The sequence below is a fragment of the Amycolatopsis sp. NPDC003865 genome, from assembly GCF_053605345.1.
Map to the genome: position 1 here is coordinate 45,082 of NZ_JBSGJA010000013.1, position 20,035 is coordinate 65,116.

The window sequence follows — 20,035 nt, forward strand, 5'->3', positions numbered from 1 at the left end:
CCAGTCGGAGGTGCGGTGCGAACAGACCCCGGAGGGATCGCTCTCACGCGACGCCCGCCACACACGGGCCGCGCCCTCGGTCTGCTGGCCGCCTTCGCCCTGCTGGTCTTCCTGTGCCTGCTGAGCATCTGGCTGGGGTCGAAGGAGATCTCGTTCGGCGCGGTCTGGCAGGTGCTCCTGCACGACGACGGCTCCGCGGACGCCGTGATCATCCACAGTGTCCGGATGCCGCGGACCTTCCTGGCGGTGCTCGTGGGGGCCGGCCTCGGCCTGGCCGGCACGGTGATGCAGGCGCTGACCCGCAATCCCCTCGCCGATCCGGGGTTGCTCGGCGTCAGCGCCGGGGCCGCGTTCGCCATCGTGTTCTCGATCACCGTGCTGGGCGTCGGCTCGCTGTACGGCTCCATCTGGTTCGCCTTCGCCGGCGCACTCGCCGCGACGGCCGTCGTCTACTACCTCGGCACGCGCGGCCGGGCCGGGTCGAGCCCGGTCAAGCTGGCGCTCGCCGGTGCCGCCGTCACGGCGTTGCTCTCTTCCTTCACCAGCGCGATGGTGCTGTCGGACCCGGTGGCGCTCAACCGCTACCGCTTCTGGTCCGCCGGCTCGCTTTCCGGCGTCGACGCGACGGCGTTGCTGCAGGTCCTGCCGTTCCTCGTGGTCGGCGTGGTGCTGGCGATCGCGAGCGGGCCGGCGCTGAACAGCCTCGCCCTCGGCGACGACGTCGCGATCGCGCTCGGGCGCAGGCTCGGCCCGCTGCGGCTGCGCGGCGCGCTCGCGATCACCCTGCTCACCGGCGCGGCCGTCGCCGTCGCCGGCCCGATCGTGTTCCTCGGCCTGATCGTGCCGCACGCGGTGCGGTTCGTGCTCGGCCCGGACCACCGCTGGCTGCTGCCCTACACCGCCGTGCTCGCCCCTTGCCTGCTGCTCGCCGCCGACATCCTCGGCCGCGTCATGGCGCGGCCGGGCGAAATCCGCGCGGGTGTGATCGTCGCGTTCCTCGGGGCGCCGTTCTTCATCCACCTGGTCCGCCGCCGCAAGCTCGTGGAGTCGTGACGTGAGCCTGCTGCAGATCCGGCGTGACCGGGTCACCTTCCGCGCCGGCCCGGTGTCCGGCCGCTTCCGGCCCCGGCTGCTGCTCGTCTCGGTCGTCCTCGCGGTGCTCGCGTTCGCGCTCTTCTGCGTGGGCATGACGATCGGGGACGTCCCGATGAGCGTGTCCGACGTGCTCTCCGGCCTCTTCGGCGGCGGTGACAGCGGAAACGGTTACATCGTCCAGGAACTGCGGTTGCCGCGGGCGCTCACCGGACTGCTGGCCGGGTTCGCGTTCGGCGCGTCCGGCGCGGTCTTCCAGACCATCACGCGCAATCCGCTGGCCAGTCCGGACATGATCGGCATCAACGCGGGCGCGGCCACCTTCGTCGTCGCGGGCATCGCGTTCGGCTTCGGCGGCGGGCTCGGCACCACCACGCTCGGCCTCCTCGGCGGCCTGCTCACGGCGCTGCTGGTGTACGGGCTCGCGTGGCGGCGCGGCACGACCGGCTACCGGATCCTGCTGGTGGGCATCGGGATCTTCGCGATGTGCACCAGCCTCACCGACTACCTGCTGAGCAAGGCGCAGATCACCGAGGCGCAGGCGTCGATCGGCTGGCTGGTCGGCAACCTCGCCAACCGCGGCTGGGAACACGTGGTGCCGCTGTTCTTCGCACTGCTGGTGCTCTTCCCGCTGGTGCTGGCGCTGTCGCGGTGGATGCAGACGCTGCTGCTCGGCGACGACGTGGCCGCCGGGCTCGGCACACCCGTCCAGCCGGTGCGGCTCGGCCTGCTGCTGGCGGGCGCCGGCCTGGTGGCGTTCGCGACGGCGTCGGCGGGCCCGGTCTCGTTCGTCGCGCTGACCGCACCGCAGATCGCGCAACGGCTCGCCCGGCTGTCGTCACCGCCGATCACGGCCTCCGCGCTCACCGGCGCGGTCGTGGTGCTGGGCAGCGACATCCTCGCCCGTTCGCTGACCGCGTCGGCGCTGCCGGTCGGCATCGTGACCGGCGTGCTCGGCGCGCCGCTGCTGCTCTGGCTGCTGGCCAGGACCAACCGATCCGGTTCCGGAGGCTGACATGACTCTCAAAGTGCAGGACCTGCGCGTCGCCTACGACGACCGGGTCGTCATCGACGGCCTCGACCTCGACGTCCCCGCGGAGCAGATCACCGCGATCGTCGGGCCCAACGCGTGCGGGAAGTCGACGCTGCTGCGCACCCTCGCACGGCTGCTCACGCCGAAGTCGGGCGGGGTCTACCTGGACGGCCGCTCGATCCACGACCTGCCGACGCGCCAGGTCGCCCAGCGGCTCGGCATCCTGCCGCAGTCCCCGGTGGCGCCCGAGGGCATGACGGTGGCCGACCTCGTCGGCCGCGGCCGCGCCCCGCACCAGAGCTGGTGGCGCCAGTGGTCCACATCGGACGAAGGAGCGGTGCACGCCGCGCTGGCGGCGACTTCGATGACCGACCTGGCCGACCGCCCGGTCGACGAGCTCTCCGGCGGCCAGCGGCAGCGCGCGTGGATCGCGATGGCGGTCGCGCAGGGCACGCCGGTGCTGCTGCTGGACGAGCCGACGACGTACCTCGACCTGGCCCACCAGATCGACGTGCTGGACCTCGTGGTGGACCTCAACCGCGGCGAAGGCCGGACGGTGGTCATGGTGCTGCACGACCTGCCGCAGGCCTGCCGCTACGCCGACCACGTGATCGCGATGAAGGCCGGCCGGATCGTGGCGTCGGGCAAGCCGGTGGAGGTGATCACCGAGGAGCTGGTCGACGAGGTGTTCGACGTCCGCTGCCAGGTGACCCCGGACCCGGTGAGCGGGACGCCGATGGTGATCCCGATCAGCCGCCACCACCCGGCGCCGGCCGACTAGCGCTATCCTGGGCGTGGCCCGCCTCGTGCCGTCCCGAGGTCCGTCCGGCCACCACCCCACTTCTGGAGCTGATCCTTGTGTTCGTGCTGCCCGAAACCACCACCGGACCCGAACGCCGCCTGCTGGAGGCGACGATGGACCGCAACCGGCGCGCGGTGATCGACACCGCGCGCGGCCTTTCCGAGTCCGCCGCCCGGGCGCGGCTGGTCACGTCGCTGACCACGCCGATCGGCCTGGTCAAGCACGCCGCCATGGCCGAGCGCCGGTGGTTCCAGCTCTTCCTGCTCGGGCTGGCCGAGTCCGAGTGCCACGGCCCCACCACCCCCGGCGACGCCAGTTTCGTCGTCAGCGAGCGCGAAACGCTCGCCGACGTGATCGCCGACTTCGAGCGGGCGAGCGCGCGGTCCCGCGAAATCGCCGCCGGCTTCGGTCTCGACGACACGTGGACCCACGAGGTCCTCGGCGAGGTGAACCTCAGGTTCGTCCACCTGCTGCTGATCGAGGACTTCGCCCGGCACGCCGGCCACGGCGACATCCTGCGCGAGCAGCTCAGCGCGCGCTGACCGCGTACTCCCCCGCGGGCTCGGCGACCACGCGCCGGTCCACAATGGACCGCAGGATCTCCCCCACCCGCACGGCGGTGTTCGACAGCAGCGACGACGTGATGCCGTGCGTGTGCTCGGTGCCGCCCTGCAGGTAGATCCCGCCGCGCAGGGGCGCGTCCGTCGTGAGCCGGTAGTCGCGCTCGACGCGCAGGCGGCCGGACTCGTCGCGCAGGAAGCGCGCGCCGAGCTCACCCAGCAGCGGCGTCGGGTCCGCGGGCCGGTAGCCCGTCGCGTACACGACCGCGTCGGCCTCCAGCACCGTCTGCGCGCCGGTCGTCAGGGACTCGATCGTCACCGTGCCCGACGGCGTCACCCCGACCGGCCGCGAGACGTTGAACAGCCGCAACCTTTCGACTCCGAGGACCTTTTCGCGGTAGACCCGGCGGTAGAGCTCGTCGATCAGGGCGACGTCGACGGCCGAGTAGTTCGTCGCGCCGTGGTAGCGCATCAGGCGGTCCTTGACCGGCTCGCCCGCGGCGTAGAACTGGTCGACGGCCTCGGGGTCGAAGATCCGGTTCGCGAACGAGCTGTCGTCGGCCGGGCTGTAGCCGTAGCGCGCGAACACCGCGCACACCTCGGCGCGCGGGAACTCCTCGTGCAGCAGCGCGGCCACCTCGGCCGCGCTCTGCCCGGCGCCCACGACGACGAACCGCCGGGGCGAGGTGCCGCGCAGGGCGTCCACGCGGAACAGCAGCTCGCTGTTGTGCCAGACCCGGTCGCCCGCGGTGACGCCATCGGGCAGCTGGGGCCGCAAACCCGTGCCGACGACGAGGTTCCGGGCGCGCAGGGACGAGCCGTCCGAGGCCTCGACGTCGAAGTAGGCGACCTCGGCGCCGTCGTACACCGGCTTCACGGCGACGACCTCGGTGCCGTAGGAAACGACGTCGTCGACCTTCGCGGCCGCCCACTCGAAGTAGTCGTGGAACTCGACGCGCAGCGGGAAGAGGTTCTTGTGGTTGATGAAGTCGACCAGCCTGCCCGCCGCGTGCAGGTAGTTCAGGAAGCTGAACTCGCTGGTCGGGTTCCGCATGGTAACCAGGTCCTTCAGGAACGACACCTGCATGGTCGCGGTGTCGATCAGCATGCCGCGGTGCCAGCCGAAGCGCGGCTGCCGCTCGAGGAAGTGCGCGGTCACCGGCTCCGCGGCGCCGGCGTTGTGCTCGGCGAGGGCGATCGCGAGGGCCAGGTTCGACGGTCCGAAGCCCACGCCGACGATGTCGTAGATCGGGACCTCTGCACTCATGTTGCTCCCTCGCGCGCTCCGGTACGGTTCAGGGAACCCTAACCTAACTTAGGCGAGCCTCGCCTAGTACGTTCGTGGTGATGTTCGTCCCCCGATCACGAAAGGGCACTCTCGAATGCGCGTGGCGATGTTCGGCTACCAGACCTGGGGGCACCGGACCCTGCAGGCGCTCATCGACGCCGGCCACGAGGTCGCCCTCGTGGTCACGCACCCGAAGAGCGACCACGCCTACGAGCGGATCTGGGCGGACTCCGTCGCCGACCTCGCCGAGGCCAACGGCATCCCCGTGCTGCTGCGCACCCGCCCGGACGACGCCGAGCTGCTGGCCGAGCTCAAGACCGCGGACCTCGACCTCATCGTGGCCAACAACTGGCGCACGTGGCTGCCCCCGGAGATCTTCGAGCTGCCGCGCCACGGCACGCTGAACATCCACGACTCGCTGCTGCCGTCCTACGCGGGCTTCTCGCCGCTGATCTGGGCGATGATCAACGGCGAGCCGGAGGTCGGCGTCACCGCCCACATGATGGACGGCGAGCTGGACGCGGGCGCCATCGTCCTGCAGCGCGCGATCCCGGTCGGGCCGGCCGACACCACGACGGACCTGTTCCACCGCACGGTGGACCTGATCGCGCCGATCACCGCCGAAGCCATCGCGAAGATCGAGACCGGCTACACGCCGGTACCCCAGGACCGCTCGAAAGCGAGCTTCTTCCACAAGCGCGCGGCGCGCGACAGCCTCATCGACTGGACCTCGCCGCCGTCGGACATCGAGCGTTTCGTCCGCGCACTGCCGGACCCGTACCCGAACGCGTTCACCTACCACCGCGGCGAGCGGCTGCGGATCCTGAAGGCTTCGGTGTCCCGAGGTCACTACGGAGGCACGCCGGGCCGCATCTTCATCCGCGAAGGCGACGGCGTGGTGATCGTGGCCGGGCCGGACGCGCGGCGCGGCCAGTCCCCCGGTCTGGTGGTGGAGCGCGTCCGCACGGCCGACGGGACCGACTTCGCGGCGACCGAATACTTCACGACCATGGGCGGCTACCTGACCGACCGCCCCTGAGTTCAGTCCTCCTTGCCCCGCGCCGGTTCGGTCACGTTCTGCTCGACGGCGCCGGGCAGGGTGCGGACGATCGTGTCCTGCGCCCGGCGTTCGCTGAACCCCGCCAGGAACGCCAGACCGGCGAAGAACAACGTCACTTGCTGGCCCGGTTCCGGAACGGCGATCGGCAGCAACCCGGCGCGGACGAGCACCAGCATCGCCGCCCCGAAAACCGCGCCGATGATCAGCCGGAAACACCCGGAAAGAGCGATCACGAGCCAGCTCTGGTCGAGGCTCACGCGCACCCTTTCCCGGTTCGCCGTGCGCGTCATGACGCTGAGAATCGCCCCGATGGCCCCGGACACCACGCAGATGACCAGTTCCGAACGGATTCCGGACGGCAGCGGCAGCAACGACACCCCGACGGCGACGGCGGCGGCCGCCAGCACCCCGAGTGCGAGCCCGCCGAGGTAGCGGACGAGCGCCCGGTCGAGCGCCGCCTCACGGGCGTTCTGCTCGATCTGGCGGATTTCCTTCCGGGCCGAAAGGACGGCGGCGGCCACGCGCTGGCGTTTCTGGTCGGACTCGACCATCGCGTCGAGCACGGTCAGCAGCGCCGCGACCGCCGTGTAGAGGCCCCTGGCCAGGATCTCCTGCGCCCGGCCGTCGAGCAGCACCGAGTACTTCCGTTCCACCCGGCGGGCCGACCGGAACACGTCGTCGACGTCCGGGGTGGCCTCGCCCGGGTCGTAGACGAGCCGCAGTTTGTAGACCTTCTTCGCGTCGCGGTCCGATTGCCCCTCGGTTTCGACGACGAGCAGAAGCGCCGCGGCGAAATTGAGCGCGAAACAGTCGTCCTCGATCTTTCCCTGGCCCGCTTCGTACTGCTCGCGCACCATCGCGAATCGCTCGGCCGATTCCCGGCGGGCGTCGATGAGATCGTGCACGGACGGGCGGATGATCCGAGGTACCGCCTCCGGTCCCGCCAGTGCCGCGATTTTCCTTCCGCTGACCACCATGGTGATCTCCCCTCACGGACGACCACCGTTTTCGTGGCCGACCCTCCCATCACCCATTGTCACGGCGGCCGCCCGAACACAGCAATGCCGGGGGCCAAGGCCACCCGAACGGCCGAATTCACCGATGAGCGGAACAACTCTTGGCCGCCGGTCCCCCCGGCGCCAGGATGTCCCGCATGGGCGAGATCAGCTACCTCGAACGTCACCGCGCGTGGGCGCTCACCGGCGAGTCGAGCACCTACGCCCTGCGCCTGAACGAGGACGACGTCCCGACCCACCTCTACTGGGGCCCCGCCCTCCCCGCGGACGCCGTCGAGGAGCTCGTCACCGGAACGCTGCCGTGGTGGGACGGGTTCAACGACCCCGGCGAAGGCCGGGACGAACTGGCCGCCGACGGCGGCACCCGCTACTGGACCCCCGCGCTGCAAGTCCGCTTCGAAGACGGCACGCGGGCCCTCGAATGGCGCTACGACACGCACGAGATCTCGGGCGACCACCTCGAACTCCGCTTCACCGACCGCCACTACCCCCTCCGGATCGCCCTCCACTACCGCCTGGCGGCCGGCGTCCTCGAACGCTGGACCGAACTCACCGCGGACACGGCCGTCGAAGTCGTCCGCGCCGACTCGGCGACCTGGTGCCTCCCGCTCCGCGACGACTACCGCCTCAGCCACGTCAGTGGCCGCTGGGCGGCGGAAACCCAATTGCACCGCACCCCCGCGGCGCACGGCGAGACGGTCTTCGCGAGCCGCCGCGGGATCACCGGGCACCACGCCAACCCGTGGGTCATGGCCGACGACGGCACCGCCACCGAAGGCCACGGCGAGGTCTACGGCGTCGCGCTCGCCTGGAGCGGCTCGTGGCGGCTGACCACCACGCGGTCGTCGACCGGACGCCTGACGATCAGCGGCGGCTTCGGCCAGGACGGCGTCGTGCACCGGGTCGGCCCGGGCAAGCCCTTGACCACGCCGGTGATGGCCGGCCTCTACACCGCCGGAGGCTTCGGCGCCGCCAGCCGCGCCTGGCACGCCTACGTCCGCGACGGCGTCCTCGAGCACGGCCGTGAGCTGCGCCCGGTGCTCTACAACTCTTGGGAGGCAACGGGTTTCGACGTCTCCGAGAGAGGGCAGCGCGCCCTCGCCGAGCAGGCCGCGGCGCTGGGTGTCGAGCTGTTCGTCATGGACGACGGCTGGTTCGGCGCCCGGACCGGCGACCACGCCGGGCTCGGCGACTGGCACGTCAACCGCGCGCGCTTCCCCGACGGCCTCAAGCCCCTGGTCGACGCCGTGCACGGACTCGGTATGCGGTTCGGCATCTGGGTCGAGCCCGAAATGGTCAACCCCGACAGCGACCTCTACCGCGCGCACCCGGACTGGGTGCTGCACCACCCGCACCGGCGCCGGTCGGAGCTGCGCCACCAGCTCGTGCTCAACTTCGCCCGGCCGGACGTCGCCGCGTGGGCCCACGAGTGGCTCGACCGGCTCGTCGGCGACCACGGCGTCGACTTCCTCAAGTGGGACATGAACCGCCCGTTCAGCGAGGCGGGCTGGCCGGGTGACGCCGACCCGGACCGTCTGTGGGTCGAGCACACGCGCGCTGTCTACGCCCTCGTGGACCGGTTGCGCGCCGACCACCCCGGGCTCCGGATCGAAGCGTGCAGCGGCGGGGGCGGGCGGATCGACCTCGGCATGCTGTCGCGCACCGACCAGGTCTGGACGTCGGACAACACCGACGCGCTCGACCGGCTGCGGATCCAGCACGGCTACAGCCAGCTCTACCCGGCGGGCGCGATGTCGGCGTGGGTCACCGACAACCCCAGCTTCGTCACCGGGCGATCGGTGCCACTGCGGTTCCGGTTCCACGTCGCCATGGCCGGTGTGCTCGGCATCGGCGGCGACATCGTGCGGTGGCCCGAGGACGACCTCGCGCTCGCCCGCGAGCTGATCGCGCTGTACCAGGACATCCGGCCGGTGGTCCAGCACGGCGCGCTGCACCGGTTGCGGCCGCCGGTCGACGACGGCGTCACCGCGCTGCAGTACGTCCACGAAGACCGCGTGGTCGTCTTCGCCTACCGCCAGGCCGCGCACTTCGCCGCGCCGGAGCGCCCGCTGCGTCTCGAGGGCCTGGATCCCGCTGACCGGTACCTCGATTCGGCGGCCGGGACGGTCCACCGCGGAGCCGTTCTGCTCGCCCACGGGCTGCCGCTCACCCTGCCGACCGGCGACTTCGCGAGCACGGTGATCCGGCTGAGCCGAATCTCACGATAGAGATCGGATCTATCGGCCATCCATCGACGCTTTCGCGCGCATATCGCGCTTGACAGCCCGTCAGACGTCAGATCAAATGCGTCATACATCACATATGGTGGGAGGCTCGATGAGAAGGTTCCTGGCGTTGGGGGCAGCGGCGCTCCTGGCGGTGAGCGCGTGCTCGGTCGGCTCGAACACCGGCAGCGGCGGCGACGCGGAGATCACCTTCCTGACCTTCGAAACCCCGAACCTCACCCCGGCCTACTGGGACGCGGCCATCAAGCGCGTCACCGACAAGAACCCGGGGATCAAGGTCAAGAAGCTCGTCGCGCCGACCGCGGACGGCCGGACGTCGTACGCGAAGCAGCTCCTGCAGTCCGGCCAGTTCCCGGACGTGATGATCGCCGTCGACTCGGCGGGCTTCGCCGAGGCGGGCAACCTCTACGCCTGGACGCCCGCGGAGCTCGAGGACTTCCAGTTCCCCGAGGCCAACCCGGTCCGCGGCAAGTACTACCAGCTGCCGGCGAACACCCAGACCATCCCGCCGATCTACTACAACAAGAAGATGTTCGCCGACGCGGGCATCGCGGCAGCACCGAAGACGTGGGACGAACTCGTCGCCGACGCCGGCAAGCTCAAGGACAAGGGCTACGCGCCGTTCACCATCGGCGGCGGCAAGGACGGCTTCCCGTCGTCGATGATCCTTTCCGGGCTGGTCAGCACCGAGGTCTACAACACGATGCCGGACTGGCTGACGCAGCGGCGGCAGGACAAGGTCAAGTTCGCCGATCCCGCTTTCCAGAAGGCGTTCGCCAAGCTGGCCGACCTCGCGTCGAAGGGGTACGTGGACAAGACGAGCGTGTCGCGCGACTACGCGGCGACCGAGCAGGCCTTCCTCGACGGCAAGAGCGCGATGTACCCGATGGGCAACTGGTTCGCCGCCAACGCCGACAGCAAGAAGCACGACTTCGAAATCGGCGTGTTCGACTTCCCCACCGAGGACGGCAAGCTCGTCGTCCCCGCCTACACCGGCGGCGGCATGATCGTCAGCGCCAAGGCCGCGAACCTCGACGCCGCCAAGAAGTTCGCGCTCGGCTTCCAGCTGGACAAGGACCAGCTCGACGCGTCGGTCAAGGCCGACGGCCTGTTCCCGGCGATCAAGGGCTACACCCCGCCCGCGGACGTCGGCCCGACCTTCAAGGCCGGTTACGACCTCTACACCCGAGCCGTCGAGAAGAACGCCGTGGTGCACGCGTTCCGCTGGGAGACCGCCGACGACGGGCTGCTGCCCGGCATGAAGGACAAGGTCGACCAGGCTGCCCAGGACGTCATCACCGGCCGCAAGTCCGTGGCCGACGCGTGCGCTTTCCTGGACACCGAGTGGGCGAAGGCGGGCTGACGACCTTGGCCGCCGTCGTCTCCCCGCCCGCGCCGCCGAGGGCACGCCGCTCCCCCGCGCACCGCCGGCGGCGCAAGCCGATCCTGCCGCGGGTCTGGCACTTCGCCTCGTTCGGTGCCCCGGGGGTGCTCGTCTACCTGTGCTTCGTGCTGGCGCCGATCCTGATCAGCTTCGGGTACAGCCTCACGAACTACAACCCGTTCAACCCGCCGGTGAAGTTCACCGGCCTCGACAACTACCGGCTGCTCTTCGCCGACGAGCAGTTCCTCACCGCGCTGAAGGTCACGACGATCCTGACGCTGATCGTGGTCGTCGTGCCGAACGTGCTGGGTCTCGGCGTCGCGCTGCTGCTGGACCGGAAAGGCTGGCTGTACAACGCTTTGCGCAGCGTGTTCTTCACGCCGGTGATCCTCAGCTCGGTCGTCGTCTCGATCGTGTGGTCGCGGCTGCTCGACGACCAGGGGCCGCTGAACACCCTGCTCCGCGCGCTGAGGGTGGCGCACCCGCCGGGCTGGCTGTCCGATCCGGACGTCGCGCCGTACTCGGTGGCGTCGATCGTGTGCTGGCAGATGCTCGGGTTCTGCGTCGTCGTCTACCTCGCCGGGCTGCAGGGCGTGCCGCCGGAGCTGCTGGAGGCGGCCGAGATCGACGGCGCCGGGCCGCTGCGGCGGTTCCGGGCCGTCACGTGGCCGCTGCTGGCACCGTCGTTGACGATCACCACGGTCGTGCTGCTGATTTCGGCGTTCAAGACCTACGACTACGTCAAGGTGATCACCAACGGCGGCCCCGGGTCCGGGGCGACGGCGACGATCGCGTTCGACGTCCTGCAGACCGGCTTCGACTCGAACCACGTCGGCTACGCGTCGGCGATGGCGGTGCTGATGCTGGTGATCGTCGCGGTCGTGACGACGGTCGTGCTCGGCTTCCTGCGCCGCCGGGAGGTGGACCTGTGACCCGGTCGTGGCTGCGGCCGGCGGTCGCGTTGCTGGTCGGCGCGGTGTTCTTCGTGCCGCTCTACCTGGTGCTGGCCAACGTCTTCAAGCAAGGCGACCTGATCGCGAAGGAGCCGGCGGCGCTGCCGCTGCCGCCCACGCTGGCCAACCTCCACGCCGTGCTGACCCGCCCCGACGGCCTGTTCTGGGTCAGCCTGGCCAACAGCGTCGTGGTGACGGTGCTGTCGATCCTGGTGCTGACGGTGCTGTCGGCGATGCTCGGCCACTACCTGGCGCGCTCGGGCAAGCGGTGGACGAAGGTTCTGACGCTGGTGCTGCTGGCCGGGCTGATGATCCCCCCGCAGGTGATCCTGATCCCGATCACCGACGTCCTGCGGGTGACGCACCTGATGGCGACGCTGCAGGGGCTGGTGCTGTTCAACGTCGGGTACTACGTGCCGTTCGGCGTGTTCGTGTTCACGGGGTTCATCCGCGGGGTGCCGGTGGAGCTGGAGGAGGCGGCCCTGCTCGACAGCGCGAGCCGCACGCAGGTGTTCTGGCGGGTGGTGTTCCCGCTCCTGCGCCCGGCGACGGCGTCGGTGCTGATCTTCTTGGGAGTGTGGATCTGGAACGACTTCATCGACCCGCTGATCATCCTCGGCCCGAGCCAGGGCACCACGATCACGACGGGGATCTACCGGTCGATCGGCCAGTACCAGGCCGATCTGGGCAGCGTGTTCGCGTTGATGTTCTTGGCGACGCTGCCGGTGCTGATCTTCTACCTGGCGCTGCAGAAGCAGTTCGTGAAGGGGTTGACCGGCGGGGCGACAAAGGGGTGAGCGACGCTCTCGCACGAGAGCACCGCTCCCGCACCTTCGCGTGAGGTGCTCGCAGCCAAGAGCACCGCTCTCTCTCCCGCCAGCGGCCGCCGCTCACAGCCAAGAGTACCGCTCTTCCCCGCTCGCGGCCCGTGCTCACGGTCGAGAGCACCGCTCTTCCCCGCCAGCGGCCGCCGCTCACAGCCAAGAGCACCGCTCTCTCCCGCCAGCGGCAGCGGTGCTCTCTGTCGAGAGCGCCGCTCTCCGATCACAGGCGAGCACCGCCAATTTCGAGAGCACCGCTCTCGCCTGTCCGCGATCAGCGTTCGGATTCGAGAGCGCCGCTCACGAAGTGGCTCCCCGCGGCGCTCTCGAACGAGAGCACCGCTCACCGGCTCACAACTCGCGGACTTTGCCGCCGTCGACCTCGAGGCGACGCCCCACGTGCACGGCGTCGAGCATCCGCCGATCGTGGGTCACCAGCAGCAGCGTCCCCGGGTACTTGTCCAGCGCCGACTCGAGCTGCTCGATGGCCGGCAGATCGAGGTGGTTGGTCGGCTCGTCCAGCACCAGCAAGTTGACCCCGCGCGCCTGCAACAGCGCCAACGCCGCCCGGGTCCGTTCCCCCGGCGAGAGCGTCGCGGCGGAGCGCAGCACGTGCGCGGCCTTCAGCCCGAACTTCGCCAGCAGCGTCCGGACGTCCGCGTCCGCGAACTCCGGCACTTCACGGGCGAAAGCCGAAGCGAGCGGGACGTCGCCGAGGAACAGCCGCCGAGCCTGGTCGACCTCGCCGACCACGACGCCCGGGCCCAGCGCGGCGGACCCCTCGTCCAGCGGCAGCCGGCCGAGGAGCGCGGCCAGCAACGTCGACTTCCCGGCTCCGTTGGCCCCGGTGATCGCGACCTTGTCCGCCCAGTCGACCTGCAGGTCCACCGGGCCGAGCGTGAACCCGCCCCGGCGCACGACCGCACCCCGCAGCGTCGCGACCACCGCGCCCGCCCGCGGCGCCGCCGCGATCTCCATCCGCAGCTCCCACTCCTTGCGCGGCTCCTCGACGACCTCCAGGCGCTCGATCATCCGGTCGGTCTGCCGCGCCTTCGAGGCTTGCTTCTCCGTCGCCTCGGTGCGGAACTTGCGGGCCGCCTTGTCGTTGTCGGGCTGCTTCCGGCGGGCGTTCTTGACGCCCTTCTCCATCCACGCCCGCTGCATCCGCCCGCGCGCCTCCAGGGACGCCTTCGTGTCGGCGTACTCCTCGTACTCCTCGCGCGCGTGCCGGCGCGCGACCTCGCGCTCCTCGAGGTAGGACTCGTACCCGCCGCCGTAGACGTTCACCTGCTGCTGCGCCAGGTCCAGCTCGACGACCCGGTCGACCGTGCGGGCGAGGAACTCGCGGTCGTGGCTGACCAGGACGGTCGCCGCCCGCAGCCCGGTCACGAACCGCTCCAGCCGGGCCAGGCCGTCCAGGTCGAGATCGTTGGTCGGCTCGTCGAGCAGGAAGACGTCGTAGCGGCTCAGCAGCAGCGACGCGAGCCCGGCGCGCGCGGCCTGGCCGCCCGAGAGCGACGTCATCGGCTGGTCCAGGTCGACGGCGAGCCCCAGGTCGGCCGCCACTTCCGCGGCCCGCTCGTCGAGGTCGGCGCCGCCGAGGTCGAGCCACCGGTCCAGCGCCACGGCGTACCGGTCGTCGGCGCCCTCCGAGCCCGCGGTGAGGGCTTCGGTCGCCGAGTCGAGGTCCGCCTGCGCCGCCGAGACGCCGGTCCGCCGGGCCAGGAAGGCCCGCACCGACTCGCCTTCGCGCCGCTCCGGCTCCTGGGGCAGGTGCCCGACGGTCGCGGTCGGCGGGTTCAGCCGGATCTCGCCGTCGTCGGGCTTCGCGAGCCCGGCCAGCGTCCGCAGCAGCGTCGACTTGCCCGCGCCGTTGACGCCGACCAGCCCGACGACGTCGCCGGGGGCGACCACGAGGTCGAGGCCGGAGAAGAGGATGCGGTCACCGTGGCCCGCGGCCAGGTCCTTCGCGACGAGAGTTGCGCTCATGAGGTGGCCAAGTCTACGGGCCCGTGCTGAACTGTCAGATCATGGTCAGAGCCACCGACTGTGTGTGTCCGGTGGCGCTTTGATCACTCAGTGTGGGTAACCTGTTCGGTTGTCGGAACAGCCAAGCAGTGAGGTCGGTGAAACAGCATGGGCGAATCCGCTCCCCCGGTCACCCTCGGCCGCAGGCCGAAACCGAGGGAAGGCCGCCCGTCCGCGCCCCGGCCCACGGTGAGCCGGCGCCGCGAGGTCAGCCACGCGAGCGCCCGGTCGCTGCTGATGACCGTGCTCGGCGAGTACACGCTGCCGCGCGACAAGCCGGTCTGGACGTCGATGCTGGTCGAGGTGCTCGGCATTCTCGACATCGAGGAGAAGTCGGCGCGGCAGGCGCTGGCCCGCTCCGCCGCCGAGGGCTGGGTGGTCTCCGAGCGCGTCGGGCGCCGCGTGCGCTGGTCGCTGACGCCGCCGGGGCGGCGCCTGCTGACCGAAGGCGCCGAGCGGATCTACGCGTTCGGCCGCGAAGAGCGCCCGTGGAACGGCCAGTGGCTGATGCTGATCGTCTCCGTGCCGGAGGCCAAGCGCGACCTGCGCCACCGGTTGCGGACGCGGCTGACGTGGGCGGGCTTCGGCTCGCCGGTCGCGGGCGTGTGGGTCAGCCCGGACCTGAGCCGGCAACGCGAAGCCCAGCAGATCGTCAACGAGCTCGGCCTCGACGCCCAGGCGATGTCCTTCACCGCCACCTACGGCGAGGTCGGCGAACAGGAGACGATGGTCGCCCGGTCCTGGGACCTGAGCGAGCTGAAGGACCGCTACGAGGACTTCATCGACCGCTTCACCGGGCTGCACCCCACCGGCGGGCGCGCGGTGCTGCGCGCGCAGACCGAGCTGGTGCACGAGTGGCGGCGGTTCCCGTTCCTCGACCCGCAGCTGCCCGCCGAGCTCCTGCCGGCCAAGTGGAGCGGGACGAAGGCGGCGGAACTGTTCCATCACAAACACGTCGACTGGCGCCCCGAGGCCCAGCAGTATTGGGACGACATCGTCGCCGCCGAAGAAGCAGGGTGAACATGACCGACCAGGTCCGCCTCGATCGTGACGGCGGGCTCGCCGTCCTGACCGTCGACGCCCCGCCGTTGAACCTCTACACGGCTTCGCTGCAGGACTCCCTCGCCTCGGCGCTGGACGAGCTGGAGGAGACGCCGGCCCGCGCTCTGCTGGTCCGCGCCGAGGGCAAGATCGTCAGCGGCGGGGTGGACGTCTCGCTGTTCGACGCGCAGGGCTCGCCGGCCGAGGCGAAAGTGCTGTTCGACGAGATGCTGGCGATCCCGGACCGGATCGCGGCGCTGCCGTTCCCCACCGTGTTCGCCGCGCACGGCCTGTGCCTGACCTGGGCGTTCGAGGTCGCGGTGGCCTGCGACCTCATCCTGGCCGCGTCGCGCGCGAAGTTCGGGCTCGTCGAGAAGGTCGTGGGGCTGACGCCGACCATGGGCGGCACCCAGCGGCTCGCCGCCCGCGCCGGTGTCGGGCGCGCCAAGGAGTTCGTGATGACCGGCGACACCTATGACGCCGCGACGCTGGAGCGCTGGAACGTCGTCAACCGCGTCCTGCCGGACGAGGGGTTCGACGACGCCGCGCGGGAGTTCGCGCGTCAGCTGGCTTCCGGGCCGACCCGGGCGCACGCGGCGACCAAGCGCGTCCTCGACCACTTCTCGGCCGGCGGGGTCCCGGAGGCGAACGCGCACATCACGACGATCGCCGCCGGGCTGTTCGAAACCGAGGACCTCCGCGGCGCCGTCAAGTCGTTCCTCGCGGACGGTCCCGGCAAGGCGACGTTCTCGGGTCGTTAACAGTCCGTTCGGACACCGGTTGCCGCCGTTCGGGCGTGCGCGGTTCTCCCCGCACCGGGTTACCTTGGATGTGGTCTAGACCACGTCCCCCGCCTCGTGCCGCTTGGAGAACCGCCATGAGACGCACCTCCGCACGACTACGCTCCGCACTCGCCGCCGTACTGATAGCGGTCGGCGGCACCGCGGCGCTCGCGCCACCCGCCGCCGCAGCCGGTTCGCTGACCGCCACCCTGGCGATGAGCGGGACGACCGGCACCTACACCGTCGCGAACACCGGCACCGCGTCGGTGAGCAACTGGGCGATCACCTTCACGCTGCCCGCCGGCGTCACCGCCTCGACCGGCGAAAACGGCACGGTGACCCAGAACGGCACTCAGGTCACGCTTACGCCCGCGTACTACATCGCGACGCTGGCGCCGGGCCGGAACACCTACCCCTACAGCCCGACGTTCCGGCTCAGCGCTGCCGCCACACCGACGCAGTGCCGGGTCGACAACGCCAACTGCGACGGTTCACCCGACACTCCCCCGGGCGCGCCGGCAAACCTGCGGCTGGTCGCGAAGACGACCAAGACCGTCGCGCTGGCGTGGAACGCCTCGGCGGCCGGATCGCTGCCGGTGACCGGCTACGACGTCTACCAGGGCACTTCCCTGGCCACGTCGGTGACCGGGACGAGCGCCACCATTTCCGGGCTCACGCCGGGCACGGCCTACTCGTTCACGGTGAAGGCCAAGGACGCCAAGGGGAACACCTCGCCCGCCAGTGCCGCGCTCGCCGTCACGACGAACAACCCGGCCGACGACACGCAGCCGCCGACCGCGCCGAGCGGATTGCGCTCCACGGCCGCCGACTCCGGCAGCGTGTCCCTGGCGTGGACGGCCTCGACCGACAACACCGGCGTTGTGAGCTACGACGTCTACCGCGGGTCCGATTTGGCCACGACGGTGACGACGACCGCCGCCGTCGTGACCGGGCTGGCACCGTCCACTTCGTACACTTTCACCGTGCGCGCCCGCGACGGCTACGACAACGTGTCGGCGCCCAGTGCCGCGGTGACGGCTCGCACGGGCGACATCGTTTCCGGCTACGCGAAAGTCGGCTATTTCGTCCAGTGGGGCATCTACGGGCGCCAGTACTTCGTGAAGAACCTCGAGACCTCAGGCGCGGCGGCGAAGCTGACGCACCTGCTGTATGCGTTCGAGAACATCGACCCGGTGAACCTGACCTGCCTCTCCGGCGTCACGAAGGGCACCACGGCGAACCCGCAGGACCCCAACCAGGGCGACGGCGCGGGCGACGCCGAAGCCGACTACTCGCGGCCGTTCTCGGCGGCGCAGTCGGTGGACGGCGTGGCCGACACGGGCTGGGAGTCGTTGCGCGGCAACTTCAACCAGCTGAAGAAGCTCAAGGCCAAGCACCCGAACCTGAAGGTGCTGGTGTCGCTGGGCGGCTGGACGTATTCGAAATACTTCTCCGACGTCGCGGCCACGGACGCGTCGCGCAAGAAGTTCGTCTCCTCGTGCCTCGACACGTGGATCAAGGGCAACATCGCGTCCTACGGCGGCGCCGGCGGCCCGGGCACCGCGGCGGGCATCTTCGACGGCATCGACCTCGACTGGGAGTGGCCGGCCAGCGCCGACGGCCACCCGGGCAACCACTGGAGCCCGAACGACAAGAACAACTTGACCGCTTTGCTGGCCGAGTTCCGCGCGCAGCTCGACGCGTACGGCGCGACGACGGGCAAGCGGTACCAGCTGCACGCGTTCACCCCGGCGGACCCGGCGAAGGTCGCGTCCGGCTGGGACCTGTCCCGGGTGTTCACCTACCTCGACGTCGCAAACGTGCAGGGTTACGACTTCCACGGCTCGGGCAGCGACAACTCGTGGGAGCCGAACCGCACCGGCCACCAGGGCAACCTCTACGCCGACGCGGACGACCCGTACAACTTCCACTTCAGTGCGGAAAGCGCAATCAACGCGTATACGAATGCGGGTGTCGACCCCCGTCGGCTGACGCTCGGATTGGCGTTCTACGGCCGCGGCTGGCAAGGCGTCGCGGACGGCGGGAAGCACGGCGAATGGCAGTCGGCGACCGGCGCGGCGCCGGGGCAGTTCGCCGAGGAGGCGGGCACGCGCGGGTATTCGAACCTGGTGGCGAGCGTGCCGGCGTGCACGGTCTACCACGACACGGCGGCGGTGGCGACGTCGTGCTACACCGGCAACGGCGGCCAGTGGTGGACGTTCGACGACGCATGGTCGATCGGGTTGAAGACCACGTGGCTCAAGCAGCGCGGCCTGCTGGGCGTGATGGCTTGGGAAATGTCGGGTGACACCGGGACGTTGATGAACGCGGTCAGCGCCGGTCTCGGTTAACGGTACGTCGATTCAGCCCGCTGAACGATTTTGTTCAGCGGGCTGAATCTTCCTTCAGGAGCAAAAGAAAGGGCTCTTCACGGGTTGACGCGCGATGGTCTGGACCATGAGACTGCTTGCAGCGCGATGCCCCGGACACCGTCGTCTCGAGGAGAGCCATGTCCCGCTTGAGAAAAGTCGTCACGCTCGCCGCCCTGGTACCGCTCGCCCTGGGCCTGGTCGCCACGCCGGCCCCCGCGGCCCCGGCGACGTTCACACACCCGGGCGTGCTGGTCAGCCGCCCGCAACTCGACTTCGTCAAGACTCAGGTGAACGCCGGCGCCCAGCCGTGGAAAGCGGCGTACGACCAGGCGGTTTCGAGTTCCTACGCGTCGCTTTCCCGCACGCCGAAACCGCGGGCGGTCGTCGAATGCGGGTCGTATTCGAACCCGAACTACGGGTGTACCGACGAGCGGGAAGACGCGATCGCGGCGTACACGGACGCGTTGATCTGGTATATCTCCGGTGACGCGCGGTACGCGCAGAAGGCGATCGCGTTGATGGACGCGTGGTCGGCGACGATCACGAGCCACACCAACAGCAACGCGCCGCTGCAGACGGGCTGGGCGGGTTCGTCGTGGCCCCGCGCGGCGGAGATCATCAAGTACACGTATTCGAGCTGGCCGAACTCGGGCCGCTTCGGCACGATGCTGCGCAATGTGTACCTGAACAAAATCATCAACGGCAGCAACAGCAACGGCAACTGGGAACTGTCCATGATGGAGGCCGCGGTAGGGATTTCGGTCTTCCTGGAGGACAAGACGAACTTCGACAAGGCGGTGACGAGGTACCGCAACCGGGTCGCGGCGTACGTGTACCTGTCCTCCGACGGCGCGTTGCCGAAGACGGTCCCGGGCAGCGGCCTCTCTTCCCGCGAACAGATCATCGGTTACTGGCAGGGCCAGTCGACGTTCGTGGACGGCTTGACCCAGGAGACGTGCCGCGACTTCACCCACACGGGCTACGGCATAGCGGCGATAGCGGACGTGGCGGAGACGCTGCGCATCCAGGGCCAGGACGTGTACGGAACGGACGTGGGCGAGCGCCTCCGTCAGGCGCTGGGCTTCCAGTCGAAGTACCAGCTGGGCACGGCGGCGCCGTCATGGCTGTGCGGCGGCTCGCTGAAGCTCGGCCTGGGCCCGGTGACGGAGGTGGGCTTCAACGCGCTGCACACCCGCCTGGGCATCGCGATGACGAACACGCAGACGCTGACGGAGCGCCAGCGCCCGGCGGGCTCGAACAACCTGTTCGTGGCATGGCAGACCCTGACCCACGCGTCGAACCCGGCATGATCTTGTCGCCATCCGCCTGACCCGAGTTTCCGCAGGTCAGGCGGATGGGGGCCCCGCGTGCAGGAGGCTTCGGAGGACACGCTAGAGTACTTCTCACGCACTCAGCGAGTGCGGGTCCGGGCTGTGGCGCAGTTTGGTAGCGCACTTGACTGGGGGTCAAGGGGTCGCAGGTTCAAATCCTGTCAGCCCGACGGACAAGCCATGTTTACGCAGGTAGACGTGGCTTTCGTCGTCTCCGGGGCAGAAC

Annotated in this window: 16 protein-coding genes and 1 tRNA gene; 14 read left to right on the forward strand and 3 right to left on the reverse strand. The window is 70.2% G+C overall.

Annotation, left to right across the window (positions count from 1 at the left end):
- Positions 1 to 15: 15 nt before the first annotated feature.
- The 4 genes from ACWEVP_RS28470 to ACWEVP_RS28485 all read left to right on the forward strand — a co-directional run bounded on the left by ACWEVP_RS28470 (position 16) and on the right by ACWEVP_RS28485 (position 3,469).
- Complete coding sequence (locus tag ACWEVP_RS28470; RefSeq protein WP_452065634.1) at positions 16 to 1,053, forward strand: FecCD family ABC transporter permease; 1,038 nt, start codon at positions 16 to 18, stop codon at positions 1,051 to 1,053.
- A gap of 1 nt (position 1,054) precedes the next feature.
- Entirely contained in the window at positions 1,055 to 2,107 is a 1,053-nt protein-coding gene (locus ACWEVP_RS28475; protein ID WP_452065635.1) for a FecCD family ABC transporter permease, read from the forward strand.
- 1 nt (position 2,108) lies between these two features.
- Positions 2,109 to 2,906, forward strand: coding sequence for an ABC transporter ATP-binding protein (locus ACWEVP_RS28480; protein WP_452065636.1), 798 nt, complete (start codon positions 2,109 to 2,111; stop codon positions 2,904 to 2,906).
- 77 nt (positions 2,907 to 2,983) lie between these two features.
- The gene (locus ACWEVP_RS28485) at positions 2,984 to 3,469 is read left to right on the forward strand and encodes a DinB family protein (protein ID WP_452065637.1); all 486 of its coding nucleotides are present in this window, start codon (positions 2,984 to 2,986) and stop codon (positions 3,467 to 3,469) included.
- Here ACWEVP_RS28485 and ACWEVP_RS28490 read toward each other — a convergent pair.
- Positions 3,456 to 4,754, reverse strand: a complete 1,299-nt coding sequence (locus tag ACWEVP_RS28490) for a lysine N(6)-hydroxylase/L-ornithine N(5)-oxygenase family protein (RefSeq protein ID WP_452065638.1) — start codon at positions 4,752 to 4,754, stop codon at positions 3,456 to 3,458. The two genes, ACWEVP_RS28485 and ACWEVP_RS28490, sit on opposite strands and share 14 nt — an antisense overlap.
- A gap of 115 nt (positions 4,755 to 4,869) precedes the next feature.
- Between ACWEVP_RS28490 and ACWEVP_RS28495 the strand changes: the two genes are divergently transcribed.
- Complete coding sequence (locus ACWEVP_RS28495) at positions 4,870 to 5,814, forward strand: methionyl-tRNA formyltransferase (protein WP_452065639.1); 945 nt, start codon at positions 4,870 to 4,872, stop codon at positions 5,812 to 5,814.
- A 2-nt stretch (positions 5,815 to 5,816) separates the two neighbouring features.
- On the opposite strand, the gene ACWEVP_RS28500 is transcribed toward ACWEVP_RS28495, so the two are convergent.
- Entirely contained in the window at positions 5,817 to 6,740 is a 924-nt protein-coding gene (locus ACWEVP_RS28500) for a hypothetical protein (protein ID WP_452065640.1), read from the reverse strand.
- Between the two features lie 248 nt (positions 6,741 to 6,988).
- Here ACWEVP_RS28500 and ACWEVP_RS28505 point away from each other — a divergent pair, with 248 nt between their 5' ends.
- The 4 genes from ACWEVP_RS28505 (at position 6,989) to ACWEVP_RS28520 (ending at position 12,231) form a co-directional block, all read left to right on the forward strand.
- Positions 6,989 to 9,079 (forward strand): alpha-galactosidase, encoded by a 2,091-nt coding sequence (locus tag ACWEVP_RS28505; protein ID WP_452065641.1) that lies wholly within the window; start codon positions 6,989 to 6,991, stop codon positions 9,077 to 9,079.
- A 109-nt stretch (positions 9,080 to 9,188) separates the two neighbouring features.
- On the forward strand, positions 9,189 to 10,460 hold the full coding sequence (locus tag ACWEVP_RS28510; RefSeq protein WP_452065642.1) for an extracellular solute-binding protein: 1,272 nt from the start codon (positions 9,189 to 9,191) through the stop codon (positions 10,458 to 10,460).
- Entirely contained in the window at positions 10,442 to 11,413 is a 972-nt protein-coding gene (locus ACWEVP_RS28515) for a carbohydrate ABC transporter permease (protein ID WP_452065643.1), read from the forward strand. Before ACWEVP_RS28510 ends, ACWEVP_RS28515 begins: the two co-directional genes overlap by 19 nt.
- On the forward strand, positions 11,410 to 12,231 hold the full coding sequence (locus tag ACWEVP_RS28520) for a carbohydrate ABC transporter permease (protein WP_452065644.1): 822 nt from the start codon (positions 11,410 to 11,412) through the stop codon (positions 12,229 to 12,231). The genes ACWEVP_RS28515 and ACWEVP_RS28520 overlap by 4 nt, the downstream gene beginning before the upstream one ends.
- Before the next feature lie 375 nt (positions 12,232 to 12,606).
- Here the strand turns inward: ACWEVP_RS28520 and ACWEVP_RS28525 are convergent, their stop codons facing one another.
- Positions 12,607 to 14,244 carry an ABC-F family ATP-binding cassette domain-containing protein gene (locus ACWEVP_RS28525; protein ID WP_452065645.1) on the reverse strand — a complete coding sequence of 546 codons (1,638 nt, stop codon included), beginning with the start codon at positions 14,242 to 14,244 and terminating at the stop codon, positions 12,607 to 12,609.
- A 147-nt stretch (positions 14,245 to 14,391) separates the two neighbouring features.
- Between ACWEVP_RS28525 and ACWEVP_RS28530 the strand changes: the two genes are divergently transcribed.
- From ACWEVP_RS28530 to ACWEVP_RS28550, 5 genes are all read left to right on the forward strand, one after another.
- Complete coding sequence (locus tag ACWEVP_RS28530; protein ID WP_452065646.1) at positions 14,392 to 15,303, forward strand: PaaX family transcriptional regulator; 912 nt, start codon at positions 14,392 to 14,394, stop codon at positions 15,301 to 15,303.
- 2 nt (positions 15,304 to 15,305) lie between these two features.
- Positions 15,306 to 16,085 carry an enoyl-CoA hydratase/isomerase family protein gene (locus tag ACWEVP_RS28535; protein ID WP_452065647.1) on the forward strand — a complete coding sequence of 260 codons (780 nt, stop codon included), beginning with the start codon at positions 15,306 to 15,308 and terminating at the stop codon, positions 16,083 to 16,085.
- A gap of 116 nt (positions 16,086 to 16,201) precedes the next feature.
- Complete coding sequence (locus ACWEVP_RS28540) at positions 16,202 to 18,457, forward strand: glycosyl hydrolase family 18 protein (RefSeq protein WP_452065648.1); 2,256 nt, start codon at positions 16,202 to 16,204, stop codon at positions 18,455 to 18,457.
- A gap of 158 nt (positions 18,458 to 18,615) precedes the next feature.
- Entirely contained in the window at positions 18,616 to 19,788 is a 1,173-nt protein-coding gene (locus tag ACWEVP_RS28545; protein WP_452065649.1) for an alginate lyase family protein, read from the forward strand.
- Positions 19,789 to 19,905: 117 nt separating this feature from the next.
- A tRNA-Pro gene (locus ACWEVP_RS28550) sits at positions 19,906 to 19,979 on the forward strand.
- Positions 19,980 to 20,035 lie beyond the last annotated feature (56 nt).

Bases quoted from the DNA above. Each gene is read 5' to 3' on its own strand.
- ACWEVP_RS28480 (WP_452065636.1), top strand. From the start codon at position 2,109: ATGACTCTCAAAGTGCAGGACCTGCGCGTCGCCTACGACGACCGGGTC.
- ACWEVP_RS28490 (WP_452065638.1), bottom strand. From the start codon at position 4,754: ATGAGTGCAGAGGTCCCGATCTACGACATCGTCGGCGTGGGCTTCGGA.
- ACWEVP_RS28495 (WP_452065639.1), top strand. From the start codon at position 4,870: ATGCGCGTGGCGATGTTCGGCTACCAGACCTGGGGGCACCGGACCCTG.
- ACWEVP_RS28505 (WP_452065641.1), top strand. From the start codon at position 6,989: ATGGGCGAGATCAGCTACCTCGAACGTCACCGCGCGTGGGCGCTCACC.
- ACWEVP_RS28510 (WP_452065642.1), top strand. From the start codon at position 9,189: ATGAGAAGGTTCCTGGCGTTGGGGGCAGCGGCGCTCCTGGCGGTGAGC.
- ACWEVP_RS28525 (WP_452065645.1), bottom strand. From the start codon at position 14,244: ATGAGCGCAACTCTCGTCGCGAAGGACCTGGCCGCGGGCCACGGTGAC.
- ACWEVP_RS28530 (WP_452065646.1), top strand. From the start codon at position 14,392: ATGGGCGAATCCGCTCCCCCGGTCACCCTCGGCCGCAGGCCGAAACCG.
- ACWEVP_RS28535 (WP_452065647.1), top strand. From the start codon at position 15,306: ATGACCGACCAGGTCCGCCTCGATCGTGACGGCGGGCTCGCCGTCCTG.
- ACWEVP_RS28540 (WP_452065648.1), top strand. From the start codon at position 16,202: ATGAGACGCACCTCCGCACGACTACGCTCCGCACTCGCCGCCGTACTG.
- ACWEVP_RS28545 (WP_452065649.1), top strand. From the start codon at position 18,616: ATGTCCCGCTTGAGAAAAGTCGTCACGCTCGCCGCCCTGGTACCGCTC.